Consider the following 18,704-nt stretch of genomic DNA (forward strand, 5'->3'; position numbering starts at 1 on the left):
GGAGGAATCGGGCCGTCCGGCCGAACCGCCGCCCGCCCCGCCCGCGTTGACCGCTGTGCAAACGGACGACCGACCGCACGGGGGATGTGCATGGCCGCAGTCGAGGGAGTGGGGACCGCCGCGGACGACCGGCCGCCGGGCCCGGCGGTACCCGGTCCGGCGGGGCCGGGGACGGGGCCGGGGCCGGGCCCGGGGCGCGGGGGGCCGCGCGAACGCCTGCTCGGGGTGGACGCGGCGCGGGGCCTCGCGCTGGTCGGGGTCTTCGTCGCGCACATGGGGGTGCCGCTGACCCTGCTGCTGACCGGGGCGCCCGACGTCCACGCCGTGTGGGAGGAGGACTACTCCGGCCCCGGGATGCTGGTCGTGGAGGCGGTGGGCGGTCTGGTCAGCGGCCGCTCGGCGGCGCTGTTCGCGTTCCTGGCCGGGGCGTCCCTGGTGCTGCTGGCCGGACGCGCCCGGCCCGGGACGCGCGTGGAACGCAACCGGGTCCGGGTCCGGATCGCGGTGCGCGCGCTGCTGCTCGTCGCCATCGGGTACGCCCTGGCGACGCTGGGCTCGCTGTCGGTGATCCTGCACTTCTACGGGGTGTACTTCCTGCTGGCGATCCCCCTGCTGTGGCTGCGCACCCGCCACCTGGCGGCGCTGGCCGTCGCGGCCGCCCTGGTCGGTCCGCAGGCGACGCTGGCCGTCCAGCACCTGCCGGCCGAGCTCGGCTGGTCCGGCGCCTGGGCCGGCGAGGAGGAGTGGACGGCCGAGGACGAGGCCGAGTGGGAGGCCACCTGGGGCGACCCCGAGTGGGTGGCGGAGAAGGAGGAGTACTGGGCCTCCCTCGAGGAGAGCGGCGAGGACCCCCTCGCCACGGAGGAGGGGTTCGCGGAGGACATGCCCCTGTTCTCCCTCGAAGCGCTGGAGGACCCGCTGGACCTGCTGGTGTTCGGCCTGTACCCGGCGACGGTGTTCCTCGCCTACGTCCTGGCCGGGATGGTGGCCGCCCGCACCGGACTGCGCTCGCGGAGGGTGCGGTGGTGGCTGGTGGGCGGCGGGGCCGGGCTGGCCGTCCTGGGCTACGGGTCGTCCTGGCTGCTGCTGGGTCCGCTGGCCCGGTTCCTGCCCGGCGAGGACGAGTACTCGCTGTGGCGGATGCCGCTGGAGGCCGGCTCGCACAGCAACACCACCTTCGAGGTGCTGGGCAACACCGGGGTGGCGATGGCCGTGCTCGGCCTGTGCCTGCTCCTGGCCGGAACGCGCCCGATGCGGGTCGTGCTCTACCCGGTGGCGGCCATGGGCGCGATGACCCTCACCCTGTACACCGCGCACGGCGTCGTGCTGTGGGCGGTGTACGGCGGACTCCTGCCCGGGTGGGCCGGGTGGGTGGAGACCTACACGGTGGAGGCCGTCCTGGCCTGCTCCCTGGTGACCGCCACGGTGTGGCGGCTCACCCTGGGCGCCGGGCCGATGGAGAGGCCGGTCACCGCCGTCTCCCGGGCGGTCGCCCGGTGGACCGTGCGCGACCGGTCCGCGGCGCCCCGGGAGGGCGCGGCGGGGATCCCGTCCTGACGTGACGGAGGCCGCCCCGGCCGGGGCGGCCTCCGGATCGCCGTACCGGTGGCGGGGCTACTCGCCCTTCCACACCGGGGCGCGCTTCTCGGCGAAGGCCGCCGCGCCCTCCATGGCGTCCTGGCTGACGAAGACCGGGCCCGCCAGCTCGTTCTGCTTCTCCCACATCTCCGACGTGGACCAGTCGTCCGACTCGGTGATGATCTGCTTGGAGACCCGCACGGCGAGCGGACCGTTGGCGGCGACCCGCGCGGCCAGCTCCCTGGCGCCCTCCAGGGCGCCGCCCTGCTCGGTGACCCTGTTGACCAGGCCCAGCTCGGCCAGGCGCGGGGCGTCGACGAAGTCGCCGGTGAGGGCGAACTCCATCGCCAGGTTGCGGGGGATGCGGTGCTGCAGGCGCAGCAGGCCGCCCGCGCCGGCGACCAGGCCGCGCTTGGCCTCGGGGATGCCGAACTTCGCGTCCCGGGCCGCCACGACCAGGTCGCAGGCGAGGACCGCCTCGAACCCGCCGGCCAGGGCGTAGCCCTCGACCGCGGCGATCAGCGGCTTCTTGGGCGGGGCTTCGGCGAAGCCGCCGAACCCGCGGCCCTCGACCAGCGGGACCTCGCCCTTCATGAACGCCTTCAGGTCCATCCCGGCGCAGAAGGTGCCGCCCGCGCCGGTGATGATGCCCACCGTCAGGTCCTTGCGCGCGTCCAGGTCGTCGAGCGCCTCGGCGATCCCGCGTGCGACCGCGGCGTTCACCGCGTTCTTGGCCTGCGGACGGTTGATGGTGATGACGGCGACGCCGTCCTCGGCCGTGTAGAGAACCTCGTCGGACACGGTCTCCCCCTACTTCGGCGGCATGCGGAGGGCGCCGTCGATGCGGACGACCTCGCCGTTGATGTAGCTGACCTCGAGCAGGGTGCGGGCCAGCTTGGCGAACTCGGCGGCGGTGCCCAGGCGCTTGGGGAAGGGCACCGGCGCGGCCAGGCGCTGCTTGAACTGCTCGGACGCCTCGCCCTCGCCGTAGATCGGCGTCTCCAGGATGCCGGGGGCGATCGTGTTGACCGTGACGCCGACGGCCGCGAGGTCGCGGGCCGCGGGCAGGGTCATGCCGATGACGCCGCCCTTGGAGGAGGAGTAGGCGATCTGGCCGATCTGGCCCTCGATGCCGGCCAGGGAGGCGGTGTTGACGATGGAGCCGCGCTCGCCGTCCTCGTTCACCGGCTCGGTCTTGGCGATCTCGGCCGCGGACAGCCGCAGCACGTTGAAGGTGCCGATGAGGTTGACCTGGATGACCTTCTGGTAGCTGGCCAGGTCGTGCGGGTTGCCGAACTTGTCGACGGTGCGGGTGGCCCAGCCGATGCCCGCGCAGGAGACGGCGACCCGGAAGGGGGCGCCGGTGTCGACGGCGGCCTGGACGGCCGCCTTGACCTGCTCTTCGTCGGAGACGTCGGTCGCGACGAAGACGCCGCCGATCTCCTTGGCGATGGCCTCGCCGCGTTCGGCGTTGAGGTCGGCGATGACGACGGTGGCACCGGCGGAGGCGAGTTCCCTGGCGGTGGCCTCACCGAGGCCACTGGCGCCGCCCGAGACGAGGGCGGAGATTCCGTTCAGATCCATGGGCCGCACTCTACAGAGGATGTGACCCACGCACTAGAACCGGGTTCGGTCAACCGGGTCCGACCCGGAGCCGGAGGCGCGCACCCCCGCCCGGACACGCTCCGCACCCGAAAGGACACGAATATCGCCGGTGATGCGGATCACAGGAAAAGAAATCCCCTCGCCCCGCCCAGGAGATGCCGCCCGCCCACCGCGGAACATAACGAATCAGTCTACCCCGTAAACCGCACGGCCCCGTTCGGCGTACTACAAGAAGCCCACCCACAGGAAGCGTCCTCGGAAAACCTTTGACCGCCCCCGGGAAAACCCGGAAAACCCGCGCCCAGCAGCCGGTACGACCAGTAGTAAGCCTTGCCCGAAAGGCGTTGCCGAGCGTAGGCGAACGCTCACGATACATCCTGGCGGGCGTACGCATAAAGACGATTTCCACGGTGCGAAGAATGGCGTAATCTAAGCCGACCAGTCTCGGAACACCGTTCCACCCCCTCGTTCACCCGGAGTTGTGCCTTGCGCGTCACCGCCATCATTCCCGCACGGGGCGGTTCCAAGGGAATTCCCCTCAAGAACATCGAACCCGTCGGCGGTGTCCCCCTCATCGCACGCGCCGTGCGCTCCTGCCTGGCGGCGGAGGGCGTCACCGAGACCGTCGTCTCCACCGACCACCCCGCGATCGCGGCCGCCGCCCGCGCCGCCGGAGCCCGCGTCCTGGAGCGCCCCGCCGACCTGGGCGGCGACACCGTCTCCTCCGAGGCCGTCCTCCTCCAGGCCCTGGACACCCTGGAGGCCGCCGGAGAGCTGCCCGACGCGACCGTGTTCGTGCAGTGCACCAGCCCCTTCATCGACCCCGCCGACCTCGACGCCGCGGTCGCCCGCGTCACGGGGGGCGAGGCCGACAGCGTCTTCTCCGCGGTGCCCACCCACGCCTTCCTGTGGGCCCGCCGCCCCGAGGGCGCCCGCGGGGTCAACCACATCCACACCCACCGGCCCCGCCGGCAGGACCGCGAACCCCACTACCGCGAGACCGGCGCGTTCTACGTCGTCGACACCGCCGGGTTCCGCTCCCACGGCCACCGGTTCTTCGGCCGCATCGACCTGTGCGAGGTCCCCGAACTGCACGCGTTCGAGATCGACACCCCCGACGACCTGCGCCTGGCCCGCGCCCTGGCCCCCGTCGCCGCGCCCGAGACCGCACCCGTCGACATCGACGCCCTGGTCACCGACTTCGACGGCGTCCACACCGACGACCGCGTCACGGTCTCCCAGGACGGCACCGAAGCGGTCTCCGTCAGCCGCTCCGACGGCATGGGCGTGCGCCTCCTGCGCGAGGCGGGCGTACGGGTGCACATCCTGTCCACCGAGGTGAACCCGGTCGTGCGCGCCCGGGCCGACAAACTCGGGGTCACCGTCCTGCACGGCCTCTCCGACAAGCGGGCGGCCCTCGCCGCCTGGCTGACCGAGGAGGGCCTGGACCCCTCGCGCGTCGCCTACCTCGGCAACGACGTCAACGACCTGGGCTGCATGTCCCTGGTCGGCTGGCCCGTCGCCGTCCCCGACGCGCACCCCGACGTGCTGGCCGCCGCGCGGCTCGTCCTGACCCGCCCCGGCGGGTCCGGGGCCGTGCGCGAGCTGTGCGAGCACGTCCTGGACTTCCGCGCGCGGAGCGCGGACCACGACTCCCCCACGGACGAAACGAACGAGAAGGATGCCACATGAGCAACGGCACCGCCACCGCCCCCGTCGACCTCAGGGCCGAGATCCCCGCCCTGCGCATCGGTCGCCACATGGTGGGCCCGGGCCACCCGGTGTACGTCATCGGCGAGATCGGCATCAACCACAACGGCGACCTCGACATCGCCAAGAAGCTGATCGACGTCGCCGCCGAATCCGGCTGCCAGGCCGTCAAGTTCCAGAAGCGCACCCCCGAGATCTGCGTCCCCGTCGAGCAGCGGGACAAGATCCGGCAGACGCCCTGGGGCGAGATGACCTACATGGAGTACAAGCACCGCGTCGAGTTCGGCGAGGCCGAGTACACCGAGATCGCCAAGTACTGCGACGTCCTGGGCCTGGACTGGTTCGCCTCCCCGTGGGACGTGCCGTCCGTCGAGTTCCTGGAGAAGTTCGACGTCCCGGTGCACAAGGTGGCCTCCGCCTCCATCACCGACCACGAGCTGCTGCGCGCCCTGGCCGCCACCGGCAAGCCGGTCCTGCTGTCCACCGGCATGTCGACGCTGGACGAGATCGACGCCGCCGTGAGCATCCTGGGCGCCCGCAACCTCGTCATCATGCACTCCACCTCCACCTACCCCATGCCCCCGGAGGAGGGGAACCTGCGCACCATCGAGACGCTGCGCGACCGCTACCGCGTCCCCGTGGCCTACTCCGGCCACGAGCGCGGGCTCCAGATCTCCGTGGCCGCCGCCGCCCTGGGCGCCGTCGCCATCGAGCGGCACATCACCCTGGACCGCACCATGTGGGGCTCCGACCACGCCGCCTCCCTGGAGCCCACCGGCCTGCGCAACCTCGTCCGCGACATCCGCGTGGTCGAGCAGGCCCTGGGCGACGGCGTCAAGAAGGTCTTCCCGGGCGAGGAGGAGCCCCGCAAGCGCCTCCGCCGCACGACCGTCTGACCCCTCCCCCGCCCCGCCCATCCCCCATGGACCGCGCCCGGGGGCCCGCACGGGTCCCCGGGCCGAGGAGTACCCGTGACCGCCCTGTCGGTGATCATCCCCGCCAAGGACGTGGCGCCCTACATCGGCGACACCCTCGCGAGCCTGGTGCGCAACGACCGCCCCGACTTCGAGTACATCGTCATCGACGACGGCTCCGCCGACGACACCCCGAACATCGTCGACGACTTCCGCAGGCGCCTGCCCAACCTGCGCATGCTCCGGAACCCGGCGCCCACGGGGCTGTCCTCGGTCCGCAACCAGGGCGTCGCGGACTCCAGCGGCCGCTACATCACCTATCTGGACGGCGACGACTGGTTCGCCCCCGGCTACCTTCCGACCGTGGTGGAGGCCGCCGACCGCCTCGGGGTCGACTTCGCCAAGACCGACCACGTCCAGGTGAACGGAGGCCAGCGATCCGTCCACCTCGTCCCCGAGGGCCGGGTGAACCGGGCGCTGGACCCCCGGGAGGGCATTCTTCCCGCGACCACCGCGAGCATGGTGAACTACCCGTTCACTTCCGCGGGCATCTACCACCGGCGCCTCGTCGAGGCCGGGCTGATGGACTTCGACCCCGCCCTGCACACCTGTGAGGACCAGCCCTGGGCCTGGCGCCTGCACCTGCGCGCCGACTCCTTCGCCCGGATCCCCGTCCTGGGCCTGTTCTACCGGCGCGGGCTGACCGGCTCCCTCACCCAGGTCGGCGACACCCGCCAGCTCCACTTCCTCAACGCCTTCCGCACCATCCTGGACGACGTCCTGGCCGACCACGAGGCCGAGCGCTACCTGCCCAAGGCGGTGCGCACCTTCTGCGCCATCCTGCTCAACCAGGCCGAGAAGGCCGACCGGCTCTCCCCGCAGGACCGCCGGGAGATGTTCGCCCGCGGCCGGGAGCTGCTGACCTCCCTGCCCGCCCAGCACATCCTGGAAGCGACCATTCGCGAGATGGGCGGCAAGCGCGAGCGCAGGCTCCGCAAGATCCTGGCCGGGTCCTCCCGCCCCCTGGCCGTGTGACCAGACGGCCCGGAACCACGACCACGACCAGCCAGGGGTAGACCCATGACCCAGATCTTCGTGTCCTCCCGCCTCTTCGGGGTGATGAGCCTCGCAGCGGGGATCGACTCCGGCGTGTTCGGCGACGACCGCCGCATCCTGTTGACCGTCGACAACGCCGACATCCCCGAGATCGCCACGCCGCTCGCAGAGACTGCGGGCTTCGCCGCCGTCAGGGACCGCTTCCACCAGGTGATCTCCTACAACGAGCTCATCTGGCCGCACCACCCGTCGCACTGGCGGGCGCACAGGAACGACCAGCCGCTCATCCGCAGACTCCTGAACTCGTACCTGGAACTCGGCGACGGCCCGCTCGAACTGGTCCTCGAAGCCATTCAGGGAGACCCCTCGCGGGGGCTGGCCGAGCTTTTCGAGAACGCGCGGCTCACCGTCATCTCCGACGGCCTGGCCAGCTACAGCCCCACCCGTCACGTCCTCCCCAAGCAGATCTCCGGTCGCCTGGAGCGGCTGGTCCACCTCGACCTGGTGCCCGGGTTGGCCCCCCTGGTCCTGTCCGAGCACGGAGTCGAGCGGTCGATCATCGACGGCAAGGCGTTCCGAGCCGTCATGGCCGAAGTGACCCGGTCGGTCCCCGGCCTGCTCACCCCCCTGGCCGCGGCTGAGCCTGCGCCGCCGCTCCTCGTAGGCCAGTACCTGGCGTCATTGGACCTGCTCACCTCCGAGGAGGAGACCGACATCTCCCTGCGCGCGCTCACCGCGTGCGCCGGCGCCGGGTACCGGACGGTCGCCTTCAAACCCCACCCCATGAACGCTTCCGGAATGGTCCCGGCGATGCGCGCGCAGGCCGAGCGGCTCGGCCTGGAACTCCAGGTCCTGGAGTCCTCGCTGCCGGTGGAGGCATGGTTCGAGGTCGATCCGCCGAGCCTGGTCGTGGGGTGCTTCTCCACCTCGCTCAGTACCGCGGACAAGATCTACGGGATCCCCGTGGCCACCATAGGCACCGAACTCGTCCTGGAGCGGCTCACCCCGTACGAGAACAGCAACCGCATGCCGGTGACCATCGCCGACGTCACCATGCCCCGGCTGCTGGACTCCGGCGAGGTCCAGGCCCCCCTCATCGCTCCCGAGCGCTACGCCGAGGACCTCGGTCCCCTCGTCCGGGCGGTGGGCTACTGCATGCAGGCCGCCGCCTACCCGCACCTGCGGGAGGAGGCGGCCGCGTACCTGCGCGACTACGACGGCGACCTGCTGCGCCACTTCAAGCGCAAGCGCATCGCCGCCCTGGGCCTGACCGCCCCCGGGGTGCGCCCCTCCGCTCAGCCCCGCGAGGCCAGCGTCCCGCGCAGGTTGGCGCGCAGGGCGCGCAGCCTCCTGCGGGCCCGGCCCAGCTGACGCACGGCCGTCGGGGGCAGCGACAGCCGCATCAGGGAGCGCGTGCGCCTGCGCTGCTGCTCGGGGCCCGTCAGCAGGGACCCCCTCCGCGGCAGCTCCCCCCGGCGTGCGGCGGCCACCAGCGCGGTGAGCCGCCGCACCCAGTCGTTCTCGTGGACCGGGTGGAAGTAGTTGGCCCGCAGCCAGCCGCGGTCCACCCGGCGGAACCGGGCGGCGCGCACGTCGTCCAGGGTGCCCAGCACCCCGCTGCCCTCGAACACCAGGTTGATCTGCTCGGCGTTCAGCCCGAAGTCGGTGAGCACCAGCGTCGGCACGTCCAGCGCGAACGCCTCCAGGGCCGCGGTCGAGCTGACCGTCACGAACCCCGCCGCGTCCTCCAGGTACTCCACCATCGGCCCGGTGCGGAACGCGACCGCGTCGGGGCGGACCTCCCCGCGGGCGGCCATGTACCGCCACAGGGCCTCGTAGTGGTACCTCTCCTTGTGGGTCTGCGCCTCGTCCTCGCGGGCCCGGAGCTTGACCACCACCTCCAGGTCGGGGCGCGCCTCGGCGAGCGCGGCCAGCCCCAGCAGCACCTGCTCGCGCTGCCCCTGCTCCGCGGGCACCTTGGCCTGGGAGGCGAACACCACCCGCGGGCGCCCGCCGCCGGCCCGGGGCCGGGGCTCGGGCAGGAACGGCAGGGTCGCCAGGCCGATCCCCCCGGTGGCGCCCAGGCGGGCGCCCAGCTCGGTGAACTCGGCGACCTCCCGGTGGCTGTGCAGCACGAACAGGTCGACCGTCGAGCGGTAGAGCCAGGCGCGCTCGGTGGCGGGCACCGAGATCCCGGGCAGCCCGGAGACCAGCACCGGGCGCCACTCGCCGACCAGCGCGTGGGCGAGGGCGTCCACCACCGGCCCGGTGCAGTTGAGCATGAGCACGTCGGGGCGTTCGCGCAGCAGCCGGTTCCGCAGCTCCAGGGCGCCGCGCACCGGCACCTCGCGGCCCTCCAGCGGGGTCCCGGCGACGGCGGCCCGCACCTGGTCGGCGGACGGGGCGACCGGGGAGCGCACGACCGCCAGGTCGGTGTCCCAGCCCTCGCCGGGCAGGGCGCCCAGCAGGGCCGCCGACCACTTCAGGTAGGAGTCGGAGTCGGCGACCGCCATGACCCTGATCCGTCCGTCCCCGTCACGTTCCACCCGCGTGCTCCTCATCGTTGACCAGGGCGGCGGTCACCGCCAGATCCTCGCGCAGTCCGGGCGAGGCGAGTTCGGTCCACCAGTGTCCGGGGACCGCGTCCGTGCCGATCGACGCGCCGCGCACCAGCAGGCGCAGGGACACCAGCGCGGTGGAGGGCAGCGACCGCACGGCGTACCCCGGCCCCAGTCCGCGCAGCGACAGCTCGACCGGCACCCCGGCGCGCACCAGCCGCGCCCGCGGGTCGGCGGCCAGCAGCTCCAGCACCCGCGGGTCCTCCCGCCGGTGGGGGTGGTAGGCCACCGGCCCCCGCGCGAGCTGCCGCTCCAGCCAGCCCAGGTAGTCGGGCAGCCGGAGCAGGCCGTCGTTGACCAGCGCGGTCCCCAGGACGACCCGCTGCTCGGCGGGGTGGTCGTACTCCGGCAGGGAGCGTAGCAGCGGGAAGTCGTGGCGCATCACCCGGATCCCGGCGGCGGCCGCCGCCTCCCGAAGGTCGCCGGGGAGGGGCAGCATGGTGAAGACGGTGAGGCGGCCCTCCTGGGCGGCGCGGCGCAGGACGCGCGCGGCGGCCGTGCCCAGGGCCAGGCGGGCCGGGGTGCGCCGCACCCGGGCGCGCAGCACCGGCTGGACGGACGGGGCGCTGAGCAGCCGCAGCAGGTGCCACACCGCGAGCCCGTCGTCGACCAGGACGAGGCGGCAGCGGGGGGCGCGCGGCAGCAGCCGCTGCACCTGGCCGGAGAAGGCGTCGCCGATGACCCAGGTGAAGTCGGCGGTGCGGGGGCGGGTGGGGCGGCGGGCGAGCGCCGCCGGCGGGGTCGCGGGGAACAGGCCGCGCAGGGCGGCGTGGACGCCGGGCAGGCCGGCGGCGTCCTGGCGCAGCAGGATGCAGCCCTGGGTGGACAATCCGTGCGCCGCGTACGCCTCCACGGCGGACAGGAACTGGAGCGGGGATTCCACCCACGCCGACCCGTGCCCTTCGAAGGCCCAGGGTACGTCCGTGGGAAGAGGGTTCACGACGTGGCTTTCTCGGATCAATCAGACACGTGGGTTTCCAGCGTACACAGTGCACATAACGACCACTTCACCGAAGTACGTCCACCCGCCCCTGTTCGGCCACTATGTTCCTGCCATGGTGACGACGACCGGATTACAGTGGGCTCAGGAATCGACCCTGGAGGATTCGATGACCGCCGAGCCGCTCCCCTCCTGGTTCATGCCACCGCCCGGCGGGTGGACCGCCGATGCCATGGACGACCTCCCTCCGGGCGCCCCCCGGATGGAACTCATCGACGGGGCCCTCATCGTGCTCTCCCCCCGGACCGCCTTCCACTCCAAGGTCATGTACCGCCTGGCCCACCTTCTGGAGGAGGCCGTGCCGGAGGGCTTCGACGTCCTCCAGGAGATGACGATGAAGCTCGGGAAGTACCAGCGGCCCGAGCCCGACCTGCTGGTCTACCGCTATGAGGCGACGGCCGAGGAGCACCTGGACTGGACGCGGACCACCCACGTCCCCCCGGAGGACGTGGTCCTGGTCGTGGAGATCGTCTCCCCCGAATCACGGGACCGCGACCGCACCACCAAGCCCCTCAAGTACGCCCAGGCGGGCATCCCCCATTACTGGATCATCGAACCCGAGGAGAACGGCGCGGCGATCCACGTCCACGAGTTGGACGGCGTCCGGGAGCCCCGGTACGTACCGGTCACCGTCGCCCGGGAGCGCCTCAAGGTCGACGTGCCCTTTTCCCTCGACATCGACGTGCGGGAACTGCTGCGCCGGTGAGCCCCGCTGCGGCGGCGGGTACGGCGGGGTCAGCGGGGGCGGTGGGCGGGGCGGCGGCGCCGGGCGGGCAGGGCGTCGCGGGCCAGGGCCGCGGCGCCGACCAGGCCCGCCTCGTTGCCCAGGGCCGCGGCCACCACACGGGCCTCGGGGCGGTAGCCCCGGCCGGTGAGCCCGCGCTCGAACGCCTCCCGGGCGGGTCCCAGCAGCAGGTCGCCCGCCTCCGAGACACCGCCGCCGATCACGAACAGCTCCGGGTCGAAGGCCGCCGCGAGGTTCGCCAGGCCCGCCCCGAGCCACTGGCCGGCGTCGCGCATCAGCTCCGTGCAGGCGCGGTCGCCCTTGCGGGCCAGCTCGCTCACCAGCGGCCCGGTGATCCGCCGCACGTCGCCCCCCACGGCCTGGTGCAGCGCACGGGCCACCGGGGACTCGGCGGCCACCAGCTCGCGCGCCTCCCGGGTGAGCGCGTTGCCGCTGGCGTACTGCTCCCAGCAGCCCCGGTTGCCGCACTCGCAGCGGTGCCCGCCCGGGACCACCGTCATGTGGCCGAACTCCCCGGCCAGGCCGTACCGGCCGCGGTACAGGCGCCCGTTCAGGACGATCGCCCCGCCGATGCCGGTGCCCAGGTTGACCACGACCACGTCGTCGACCCCCTGGGCGGCGCCCGCGCTCACCTCCGCCCAGGCGGCGGCGTTGGCGTCGTTCTCCACCACCACGGGCAGGCCCAGGCGCGAGGACAGCGACTCCCGCAGCGGCTCCTCGCGCCAGGACAGGTGGGGGGCGAACAGCACGTTCGCGCGGTGCTGGTCCACGAACCCGGCCGCCCCCACGCCCACGGCGCGCACCGGGTGGCCCGAGCGCAGCTCCTCGACCACCGACACGATCGTGTCCTCCACGACCGCCGGGCTCTTGCTGCGCTCGGGCGTCTCGGTCCGCACACGCGCCAGCACCCGACCGCTCGGGGTGACCACACCCGCGGCGACCTTCGTCCCGCCGATGTCCACCCCGACCGTCAGGGCGTGCCCGTACCGCACCCGGTTCATCCGGTCCCCCCGGTCAGCCCAGCGCCGAACGCACCACCCCGGCGAGGTGCTCGGCGACCGCGGTCGCCTGCTCCTGCTCCGGGGCCTCCACCATGACGCGGACCTTGGGCTCGGTGCCGCTGGGCCGGATCAGGACCCGTCCGGTCCCGCCCAGCTCCTTCTCGGCCTCGCGCACCGCGGCCCACAGCTCCTCGGAGTCGGCGGCGCGGGACTTGTCCACGTCGGGGACGTTGATGAGCACCTGCGGCAGGCGGGTCATCACCTTGGCCAGCTCCGCCAGCCCCTGCCCGCGGTGCGCCATGGCGGCCAGCAGGTGCAGGCCGGTGAGCACCCCGTCGCCGGTGGTGGCGTGGTCCAGCAGGATGACGTGCCCGGACTGCTCCCCGCCCAGGGAGAACCCGCCGCGCTTCATCTCCTCCAGCACGTAGCGGTCGCCCACCGCGGTCTCCGCCACGGCGATGCCCTCGCGCTCCATGGCCAGCTTCAGGCCGAGGTTGGACATGACCGTCACCACGAGGGTGTCCCCGGCCAGGCGGCCCGCCTCCTTGGCCTCGGAGGCCAGGATCGCGAGGATGTGGTCGCCGTCGACCACGTTGCCCCCGGCGTCCACGGCCAGGCAGCGGTCGGCGTCGCCGTCGTTGGCGATGCCCGCGTCGGCGCCGTGCAGCCGCACCGCCTCCTGGAGCGCCTCCAGGTGGGTCGAGCCGCACCCCTCGTTGATGTTGTGGCCGTCGGGCGCGTCGCCGATGGCGATGACCTCGGCGCCCGCCCGGCGCAGCGCCTCGGGGGCCACCAGCGAGGACGCGCCGTGGGCGCAGTCCACCACGACCTTGAGCCCGGCCAGGGAGTGCGGGACCGAGGCCAGCACGTGACCGATGTAGCGCTCGGCGCCGTCGGCGGCGTCGGTGACCCGGCCCACGGCCGTGCCCACGGCCGGGGTCGAGGGCACGTCCAGCAGGCCCTCGATCTCGTCCTCCAGCGCGTCCTCCAGCTTGTGGCCGCCCCGGGCGAAGAACTTGATGCCGTTGTCCGGCGCCGGGTTGTGGCTCGCCGAGAGCATCACGCCGAAGTCGGCGTCGAGGTCACCGGTGAGGAAGGCCACCGCCGGCGTGGGCAGCACCCCCACCCGGACCACGTCCACACCCGTGCTGGCCAGCCCGGCCACCACGGCGGCCTCCAGGAACTCGCCGGAGGCGCGCGGGTCGCGGCCCACGACGGCTTTGGGGCGCCGCCCCTCGACCCTCGGCGCGAGCACCCGCGCCGCCGCGATGGACAACTCCAGAGCGAGCGTGGCGGTCAGGTCCCGCCCGGCGACCCCGCGTACACCATCCGTACCGAACAGCCGTCCCAAGGCGACAGCCCCCTTCAGAAGTGGCGCCGCGTCCGGCGCCGAGAAGATCAGTGTGACCGACAAGCCACGCGAAAAGGAAAGACCCGTACGACGCCCCCGAGTGTCGGGGACGGCGTACGGGTCGGAGCTCAGCCGAGCGCGAGCCGGCGCATGAGCCTTAGCGCTTGGAGAACTGCGGCGCCTTGCGGGCCTTCTTGAGACCGGCCTTCTTGCGCTCCACCTCGCGGGCGTCGCGGGTCAGGAAACCGGCCTTCTTGAGGGTCGGGCGGTTGTTCTCCGGGTCCAGGGACGCCAGCGCACGGGCGATGCCGTGGCGCAGGGCGCCGGCCTGGCCGCTGGGGCCGCCGCCGCTCATCCGGGCGAAGACGTCGTAGGCGCCCTCGAACCCGAGCGAGACGAAGGGCTCCTTGATGGTCTGCTGGTGGACCTTGTCCGGGAAGTAGACCTCGAGCGGCTTGCCGTTGATCTTCCACTCACCCGCGCCGGGCGTGATGCGCACGCGGGCGATGGCCGTCTTGCGGCGGCCGGTGCCGGCGCTGGGGCCGGACGCGGTCGGCACGTAGGCGGCGACCGTCTCCTCGGACTCGCTCGTGTACTCGGAGGGGAACTCCTCCGGGTTCTCGGCGTACTCCTGCTCGATGTCTTCGATACCGGTGGGCTCGACCACGGTTCTCCTCGTGTTCTCTGTGAAGTCTCGCGAACGCCTAGGCGGGCTGCTCGATCTTGGTGATTTCGAACGGGACCGGCTGCTGGGCCTGGTGCGGGTGCTCCGGACCGGAGTACACCTTCAGCTTCTTGGCCATCTGGCGGCCGAGGGAGCCCTTGGGCAGCATGCCCTTGACGGCCTTCTCGACGGCCCGCTCGGGGTTCTTCTCCAGCAGCTCGGCGTAGCCGACGGAACGCAGACCGCCGGGGTAGCCGGAGTGCCGGTAGGCCCGCTTCTGCTCCAGCTTCTTGCCGGTCAGGGCGACCTTGTCGGCGTTCACGACGATCACGAAGTCGCCGGTGTCGATGTGGGGCGCGTAGTACGCCTTGTGCTTGCCCCGGAGGAGCGTGGCAACCTGGCTCGCCATACGCCCGAGCACGAGATCGGTGGCGTCGATGACGTGCCACTGACGCTGAACATCGTTTGGTTTGGGGCTGTAGGTGCGCACGATCGTTTGCCTTCGCTCTTCAGTCGGCTGCCCCATCCCCCTGGTTCGGGATGGTGGACTCGTATTACGAAACACACCCGCGGGCGCGGGGCGTTTGGACCGGACGTCCCGTGCCACATCGTCAGGACGATCCGGTGGTGAGTGCGCAGACGATGGTGCGTGGATCGGCACCGGGATCAGTGGATGTCCCGGGGCCCACGGCAACTCAAACGCACGACGGAATATCCTACTGGCCACCGTCGCGCAGGTCAAAGCCAGCGGTTGGGGCAGACCGGCAGGACCACGCTCGGCGGGGAAAGCGCCGGCACGGGGTCACATCCGTGACCTCTCCGCCTTTCATTATGCCCGTTGCGCGGAGTGCTTCGTCCTTTCCGCGCCCGGGTGTTGGTTACCCTTGCACCGAAAGGCCGGTCTCCGCCCGGAACGACGGGCGCCGACGAGATGCCCGTCACCCCGGCGCGCCAGCGGAAAAACCGCGGGCACGGGCTTTGGTCAAGTCCCATCCCCAACGCCTCCGGAGACTCCCATCAGTACCCATCCGAACCCGCCGCAGTACGGTCCCGACGGGCCGGAGCCCGGTGACGGCCAAGACCTGCTCGGTTCCGCCCCCGCACACCCCCAGTACCCCTCCGCCCCCCGGGCACCGCAGGCGCAGCCGCCGCAGCCCTCTCAGGGAGGACAGCCCCTCCCCGGGCACGGCGCCCCCTCCGGGCCGCAGGCGCCGGGCGCCCCATTCGCCCCGAGCGGGCCGCACCCGGCCTACCCGGGGCACCGGCCCCCCTCCGGGCCGCAGACGCCTCAGGCGCCGACGCAGGGCCCCTCCGGAGCCCCCGGCGCTCCCTCGGGCCCGCAGGCGCCGCAGAGCCCGTACACCCGGCCCGCGGGCACCCCGCCGACCGGACAGTACCAGGGCGCGCCCCTCCCCCCGGCCCAGAACCCTCCCGGCGCGCCGATGCCGCCCACCCAGACGCAGGGCGGAGCCCTCCCGCTCACCCAGACGCAGGGCGGGCCGGTCCCGGGCGGACCGCTGCCTCCCAACCAGACCCAGGGCGGCCCGGTCCCGGGCGCGCCCCTGCCGCCCCCGCCGAACCACGGCGGACCGGCCCAGGGCGGACCGCCGCCCAACCAGACGCAGGGCGGCGCTCTGCCTCCCACCCACGCCCAGGGCGGGCCGCCGCCCGCGGTCCAGAACCCGCCGGGCGCGCCGGTGGGGCCGGGCGCCCGGCCCCCGGTGCCGCACGCCCCCCACCCGCAGGCGCAGCTCCCCCAGGCCCCGCAGGCGCCGTACGCCGCGCCGACCGGCGGCCAGCCGTCCATGGCCCCGCGCCCGCCGGGCACCGGCCCGCAGGCCCCCCAGGCCCCCGGTCCCCACGCGCAGCAGGGGCCCGTGCCCGGCCAACTGCCGCCCGCCCCGTACGCCGCCCCGACCGGCGGCCGGCCCCCGATGGCGCCGGCGCCCGGCGCGCCGATGGGCCCGCCCCCCGGCACGGTGCCCCCCGGCCCGCCCGCGCCCGAGCCGGTGTTCCCGCCCGACGCCATGGGCGCCACCCAGCAGATCTCCGCCGTCCCGGCGGGCCGGGGCGACAACCGGCCGCTCTTCCGCGACGAGGTCCCCGAGGACGCCGGCGCGGACACCGCCCAGTTCGACGTCCGGGCCGTCGACGACTACGACGACTACGAGGGCGGGTACGACGACTACGGCCCCTACGACGACGGGGCCGCCAAGCGCCGCAAGGCCCTGATGATCGGCGGGTTCGCCGTCGCCCTCGTGCTCGTCGGCGGCGGGACCTTCTACTTCGCCAGCGGCGGCCTGGGCGGCTCCTCCGGCAACGCCACCACCGTCTCCAGCGAGGACGACGACCCGGGGGCGCTGGCCGCCGAGACCCTCTTCCCCGAGACCCTGGAGATCGAGGGCCAGGGCTCGTTCTCCCGGGTGGCCGTGGACGAGACCGAGGACTGCGCCGCCGGCGCCCACGGCGACTACGGCACCGTGCTCGCCGACAACGGCTGCCGCCAGCTGGTCCGCGCCTCCTACCTGAGCGAGGACGAGGGGCAGGCCGTCACCGTCGGCGTCGCCGCGATGGCCGACGCCGAGAGCGCCACCACCGCCCTGGACGCCCAGAACCTGAACGACGCCCAGTGGTTCGCCGGGCTGGCCGGCGAGGAGGGCTCCCCCGCCGAGCGCCTGGGGCACGCGGGCGGCCACGGCAGCGGCGGCCAGTGGGGCCGGTACCTGCTCTTCTCCCTGGCCACCAACAGCGACGGGGGCGAAGAGGGCGCCGAGGACCTGGCCCCGGTCAGCGAGGGCTTCCTGGAGACGGCCTACGACCGGCTGTCCGAGGACCGCGGCTGACCCGCACCGCCGAAGCCGAAGGGGACGTCCGAGCGGACGTCCCCTTCGTGTTCTTCCCGGGCGCCCCCTGAGGGGCGCCAGGCCGGCGGCGCCCCCTACCGGCAGGGCAGCTCGCGGACGCGGCGGGTGGCGGAGGCGCGGGCGGCCAGCTCCTCGTCGGCCGGGTAGCGCACCTCCTCCAGGCTCAGCCCCTGCGGGCCGACCACGTGCACGGCCGGGTCCCGCACCGCGGCGCCCAGCACCCGGGCGGGCCAGTCGACCGGGCGGCGGCCGTCGCCCACCGCGAGTAGGCAGCCCACCAGGGCGCGGACCATGTTGTGGCAGAACGCGTCCGCCTGGATCGTGCCGTGGAGCAGGTGCGGGCCCACCCGCTCCCACTCCAGGCGCAGCAGCTCGCGGATGGTCGTGGCCCCCTCCCGCTTCTTGCAGAACGCCGCGAAGTCGTGCTCCCCCCGCAGCCGCTCGGCCGCCGCGTTCATGCGGTCCGCGTCCAGCGGGTTCTTGTGCCACAGCACGTCCCGGCGCAGCAGCGGGTCCACCCCGTAGGGCGCGTCGCTCACCCGGTACAGGTAGCGGCGGAACAGCGGGGAGAAGCGCGCGTCGAACCCGGGCGGGGCCGGACGGGCGGCGGACACCCGCACGTCGGGCGGCAGCACGCCGGCCAGCCGGCGCAGCACCCGCTCCCCCTCGCGCTCCCACGTCCCCGCGGGCACGTCGGCCTGGGCCACCTGGCCGCGGGCGTGCACCCCGGCGTCGGTGCGCCCGGCGCAGGTCAGCGACACCTGGGGCAGGCGCAGCACCCGGGCCAGGGCGGACTCCAGCTCGCCCTGGACGGTGCGCCGGTTCGGCTGTACCGCCCACCCGGAGAAGTCCGTGCCGTCATAGGCCACGTCGAACCGGATCCGGATCGCCGGCTCCGGCACCTCGTTCATCTCGTCCGTCACATCGGTCCCATCGACACCTCGGAAAACACGAGTGCCCGACCCCTGCGGGATCGGGCACTCGTCCGGTCGGTGTGCACCCGGGATGCGCCCGTGTGCCTCACACCCGACCTACTTGCTCTCGGAGTTCTCCTCGGCCGGGGCCTCGGCGGCCTCGGTGGCCTCCGCGCTCTCCTCGGCCTTGGTCTCCTCGACCTGGGCCTCCTCGGCCTTGGTCTCCTCGACCGGCTCGGCCGGGGCAGCGGCGGCGGCCGGCTTGGCGGCCAGCGCCTCGACCAGCTCGATGACCGCCATCGGGGCGTTGTCGCCCTTGCGCGGACCGACCTTGGTGATACGGGTGTAACCACCGGGGCGGTTCTCGTAGCGCGGGCCGATCTCGGTGAAGAGCTCGTGCACCACGGACTTGTCCGTGATCTTGGTCAGCACCTGGCGGCGGGCGTGCAGGTCACCGCGCTTGCCGAGGGTGATGAGCTTCTCGGCGTAGGGGCGCAGGCGCTTGGCCTTGGCCTCCGTGGTGCGGATGCGGCCGTGCTGGAACAGCGAGGTGGCGAGGTTCGCCAGGATGTGCCGCTCGTGAGCGGGCCCGGAACCCAGACGGGCGCCCTTGGTAGGCGTGGGCATGGTGTCGTTCTCCTAGTGATGCGGTCCACGGCCGCACTCGGCCGGGGACCATGGGGC

At 73.4% G+C, this 18,704-nt stretch carries 17 protein-coding genes; 7 read left to right on the top strand and 10 right to left on the bottom strand.

Annotated features, from left to right (window positions below; all coding sequences use genetic code 11):
• Nucleotides 1-90 precede the first annotated feature (90 nt).
• Nucleotides 91-1,557 (top strand): DUF418 domain-containing protein, encoded by a 1,467-nt coding sequence (locus ABZ249_RS15450; protein WP_355262670.1) that lies wholly within the window; start codon nt 91-93, stop codon nt 1,555-1,557.
• 57 nt (nt 1,558-1,614) lie between these two features.
• On the opposite strand, the gene ABZ249_RS15455 is transcribed toward ABZ249_RS15450, so the two are convergent.
• Nucleotides 1,615-2,379, bottom strand: a complete 765-nt coding sequence (locus tag ABZ249_RS15455) for a crotonase/enoyl-CoA hydratase family protein (RefSeq protein ID WP_355262673.1) — start codon at nt 2,377-2,379, stop codon at nt 1,615-1,617.
• A 9-nt stretch (nt 2,380-2,388) separates the two neighbouring features.
• The gene (locus tag ABZ249_RS15460; RefSeq protein ID WP_220563367.1) at nt 2,389-3,162 is read right to left on the bottom strand and encodes an SDR family NAD(P)-dependent oxidoreductase; all 774 of its coding nucleotides are present in this window, start codon (nt 3,160-3,162) and stop codon (nt 2,389-2,391) included.
• A gap of 507 nt (nt 3,163-3,669) precedes the next feature.
• Here ABZ249_RS15460 and ABZ249_RS15465 point away from each other — a divergent pair.
• The 4 genes from ABZ249_RS15465 to ABZ249_RS15480 all read left to right on the top strand — a co-directional run bounded on the left by ABZ249_RS15465 (nt 3,670) and on the right by ABZ249_RS15480 (nt 8,234).
• On the top strand, nt 3,670-4,875 hold the full coding sequence (locus tag ABZ249_RS15465; protein ID WP_355262676.1) for an acylneuraminate cytidylyltransferase: 1,206 nt from the start codon (nt 3,670-3,672) through the stop codon (nt 4,873-4,875).
• Nucleotides 4,872-5,789, top strand: a complete 918-nt coding sequence (locus ABZ249_RS15470) for an N-acetylneuraminate synthase family protein (RefSeq protein WP_355262679.1) — start codon at nt 4,872-4,874, stop codon at nt 5,787-5,789. Before ABZ249_RS15465 ends, ABZ249_RS15470 begins: the two co-directional genes overlap by 4 nt.
• Nucleotides 5,790-5,864: 75 nt before the next feature.
• Nucleotides 5,865-6,842, top strand: a complete 978-nt coding sequence (locus ABZ249_RS15475; protein WP_355262682.1) for a glycosyltransferase family 2 protein — start codon at nt 5,865-5,867, stop codon at nt 6,840-6,842.
• A 45-nt stretch (nt 6,843-6,887) separates the two neighbouring features.
• Nucleotides 6,888-8,234 (top strand): alpha-2,8-polysialyltransferase family protein, encoded by a 1,347-nt coding sequence (locus tag ABZ249_RS15480; RefSeq protein WP_355262685.1) that lies wholly within the window; start codon nt 6,888-6,890, stop codon nt 8,232-8,234.
• Here the strand turns inward: ABZ249_RS15480 and ABZ249_RS15485 are convergent.
• Nucleotides 8,159-9,409, bottom strand: a complete 1,251-nt coding sequence (locus ABZ249_RS15485; RefSeq protein ID WP_355262688.1) for a DUF6716 putative glycosyltransferase — start codon at nt 9,407-9,409, stop codon at nt 8,159-8,161. The two genes, ABZ249_RS15480 and ABZ249_RS15485, sit on opposite strands and share 76 nt — an antisense overlap.
• Entirely contained in the window at nt 9,399-10,421 is a 1,023-nt protein-coding gene (locus ABZ249_RS15490; protein ID WP_355262691.1) for a hypothetical protein, read from the bottom strand. Before ABZ249_RS15490 ends, ABZ249_RS15485 begins: the two co-directional genes overlap by 11 nt.
• Nucleotides 10,422-10,590: 169 nt before the next feature.
• Here ABZ249_RS15490 and ABZ249_RS15495 point away from each other — a divergent pair, with 169 nt between their 5' ends.
• Nucleotides 10,591-11,187 (top strand): Uma2 family endonuclease, encoded by a 597-nt coding sequence (locus ABZ249_RS15495; protein ID WP_355262949.1) that lies wholly within the window; start codon nt 10,591-10,593, stop codon nt 11,185-11,187.
• A 29-nt stretch (nt 11,188-11,216) separates the two neighbouring features.
• On the opposite strand, the gene ABZ249_RS15500 is transcribed toward ABZ249_RS15495, so the two are convergent.
• The 4 genes from ABZ249_RS15500 to rplM form a co-directional block, all read right to left on the bottom strand.
• Nucleotides 11,217-12,227 carry an ROK family glucokinase gene (locus ABZ249_RS15500; RefSeq protein WP_220563375.1) on the bottom strand — a complete coding sequence of 337 codons (1,011 nt, stop codon included), beginning with the start codon at nt 12,225-12,227 and terminating at the stop codon, nt 11,217-11,219.
• A 13-nt stretch (nt 12,228-12,240) separates the two neighbouring features.
• Nucleotides 12,241-13,578, bottom strand: coding sequence for a phosphoglucosamine mutase (glmM, locus tag ABZ249_RS15505; protein WP_355262694.1), 1,338 nt, complete (start codon nt 13,576-13,578; stop codon nt 12,241-12,243).
• A gap of 157 nt (nt 13,579-13,735) precedes the next feature.
• Nucleotides 13,736-14,245: a 30S ribosomal protein S9 gene (rpsI, locus tag ABZ249_RS15510; RefSeq protein WP_220563377.1), complete on the bottom strand. Its 510-nt coding sequence runs from the start codon at nt 14,243-14,245 to the stop codon at nt 13,736-13,738.
• 37 nt (nt 14,246-14,282) lie between these two features.
• On the bottom strand, nt 14,283-14,732 hold the full coding sequence (rplM, locus tag ABZ249_RS15515) for a 50S ribosomal protein L13 (RefSeq protein WP_220563378.1): 450 nt from the start codon (nt 14,730-14,732) through the stop codon (nt 14,283-14,285).
• 952 nt (nt 14,733-15,684) lie between these two features.
• On the opposite strand from rplM, the gene ABZ249_RS15520 reads away from it, so the two are divergent.
• Nucleotides 15,685-17,085: a hypothetical protein gene (locus ABZ249_RS15520; RefSeq protein WP_355262698.1), complete on the top strand. Its 1,401-nt coding sequence runs from the start codon at nt 15,685-15,687 to the stop codon at nt 17,083-17,085.
• 95 nt (nt 17,086-17,180) lie between these two features.
• Here the strand turns inward: ABZ249_RS15520 and truA are convergent, their stop codons facing one another.
• A complete protein-coding gene (gene truA, locus ABZ249_RS15525) occupies nt 17,181-18,017 on the bottom strand; it encodes a tRNA pseudouridine(38-40) synthase TruA (protein ID WP_355262952.1) in 837 nt (278 codons plus the stop codon).
• Nucleotides 18,018-18,137: 120 nt separating this feature from the next.
• Nucleotides 18,138-18,647, bottom strand: a complete 510-nt coding sequence (rplQ, locus tag ABZ249_RS15530) for a 50S ribosomal protein L17 (RefSeq protein WP_355262701.1) — start codon at nt 18,645-18,647, stop codon at nt 18,138-18,140.
• Nucleotides 18,648-18,704: the final 57 nt, after the last annotated feature.

The organism is Nocardiopsis sp. NPDC006139, from assembly GCF_040614155.1.
Classification (GTDB): domain Bacteria; phylum Actinomycetota; class Actinomycetes; order Streptosporangiales; family Streptosporangiaceae; genus Nocardiopsis; species Nocardiopsis changdeensis.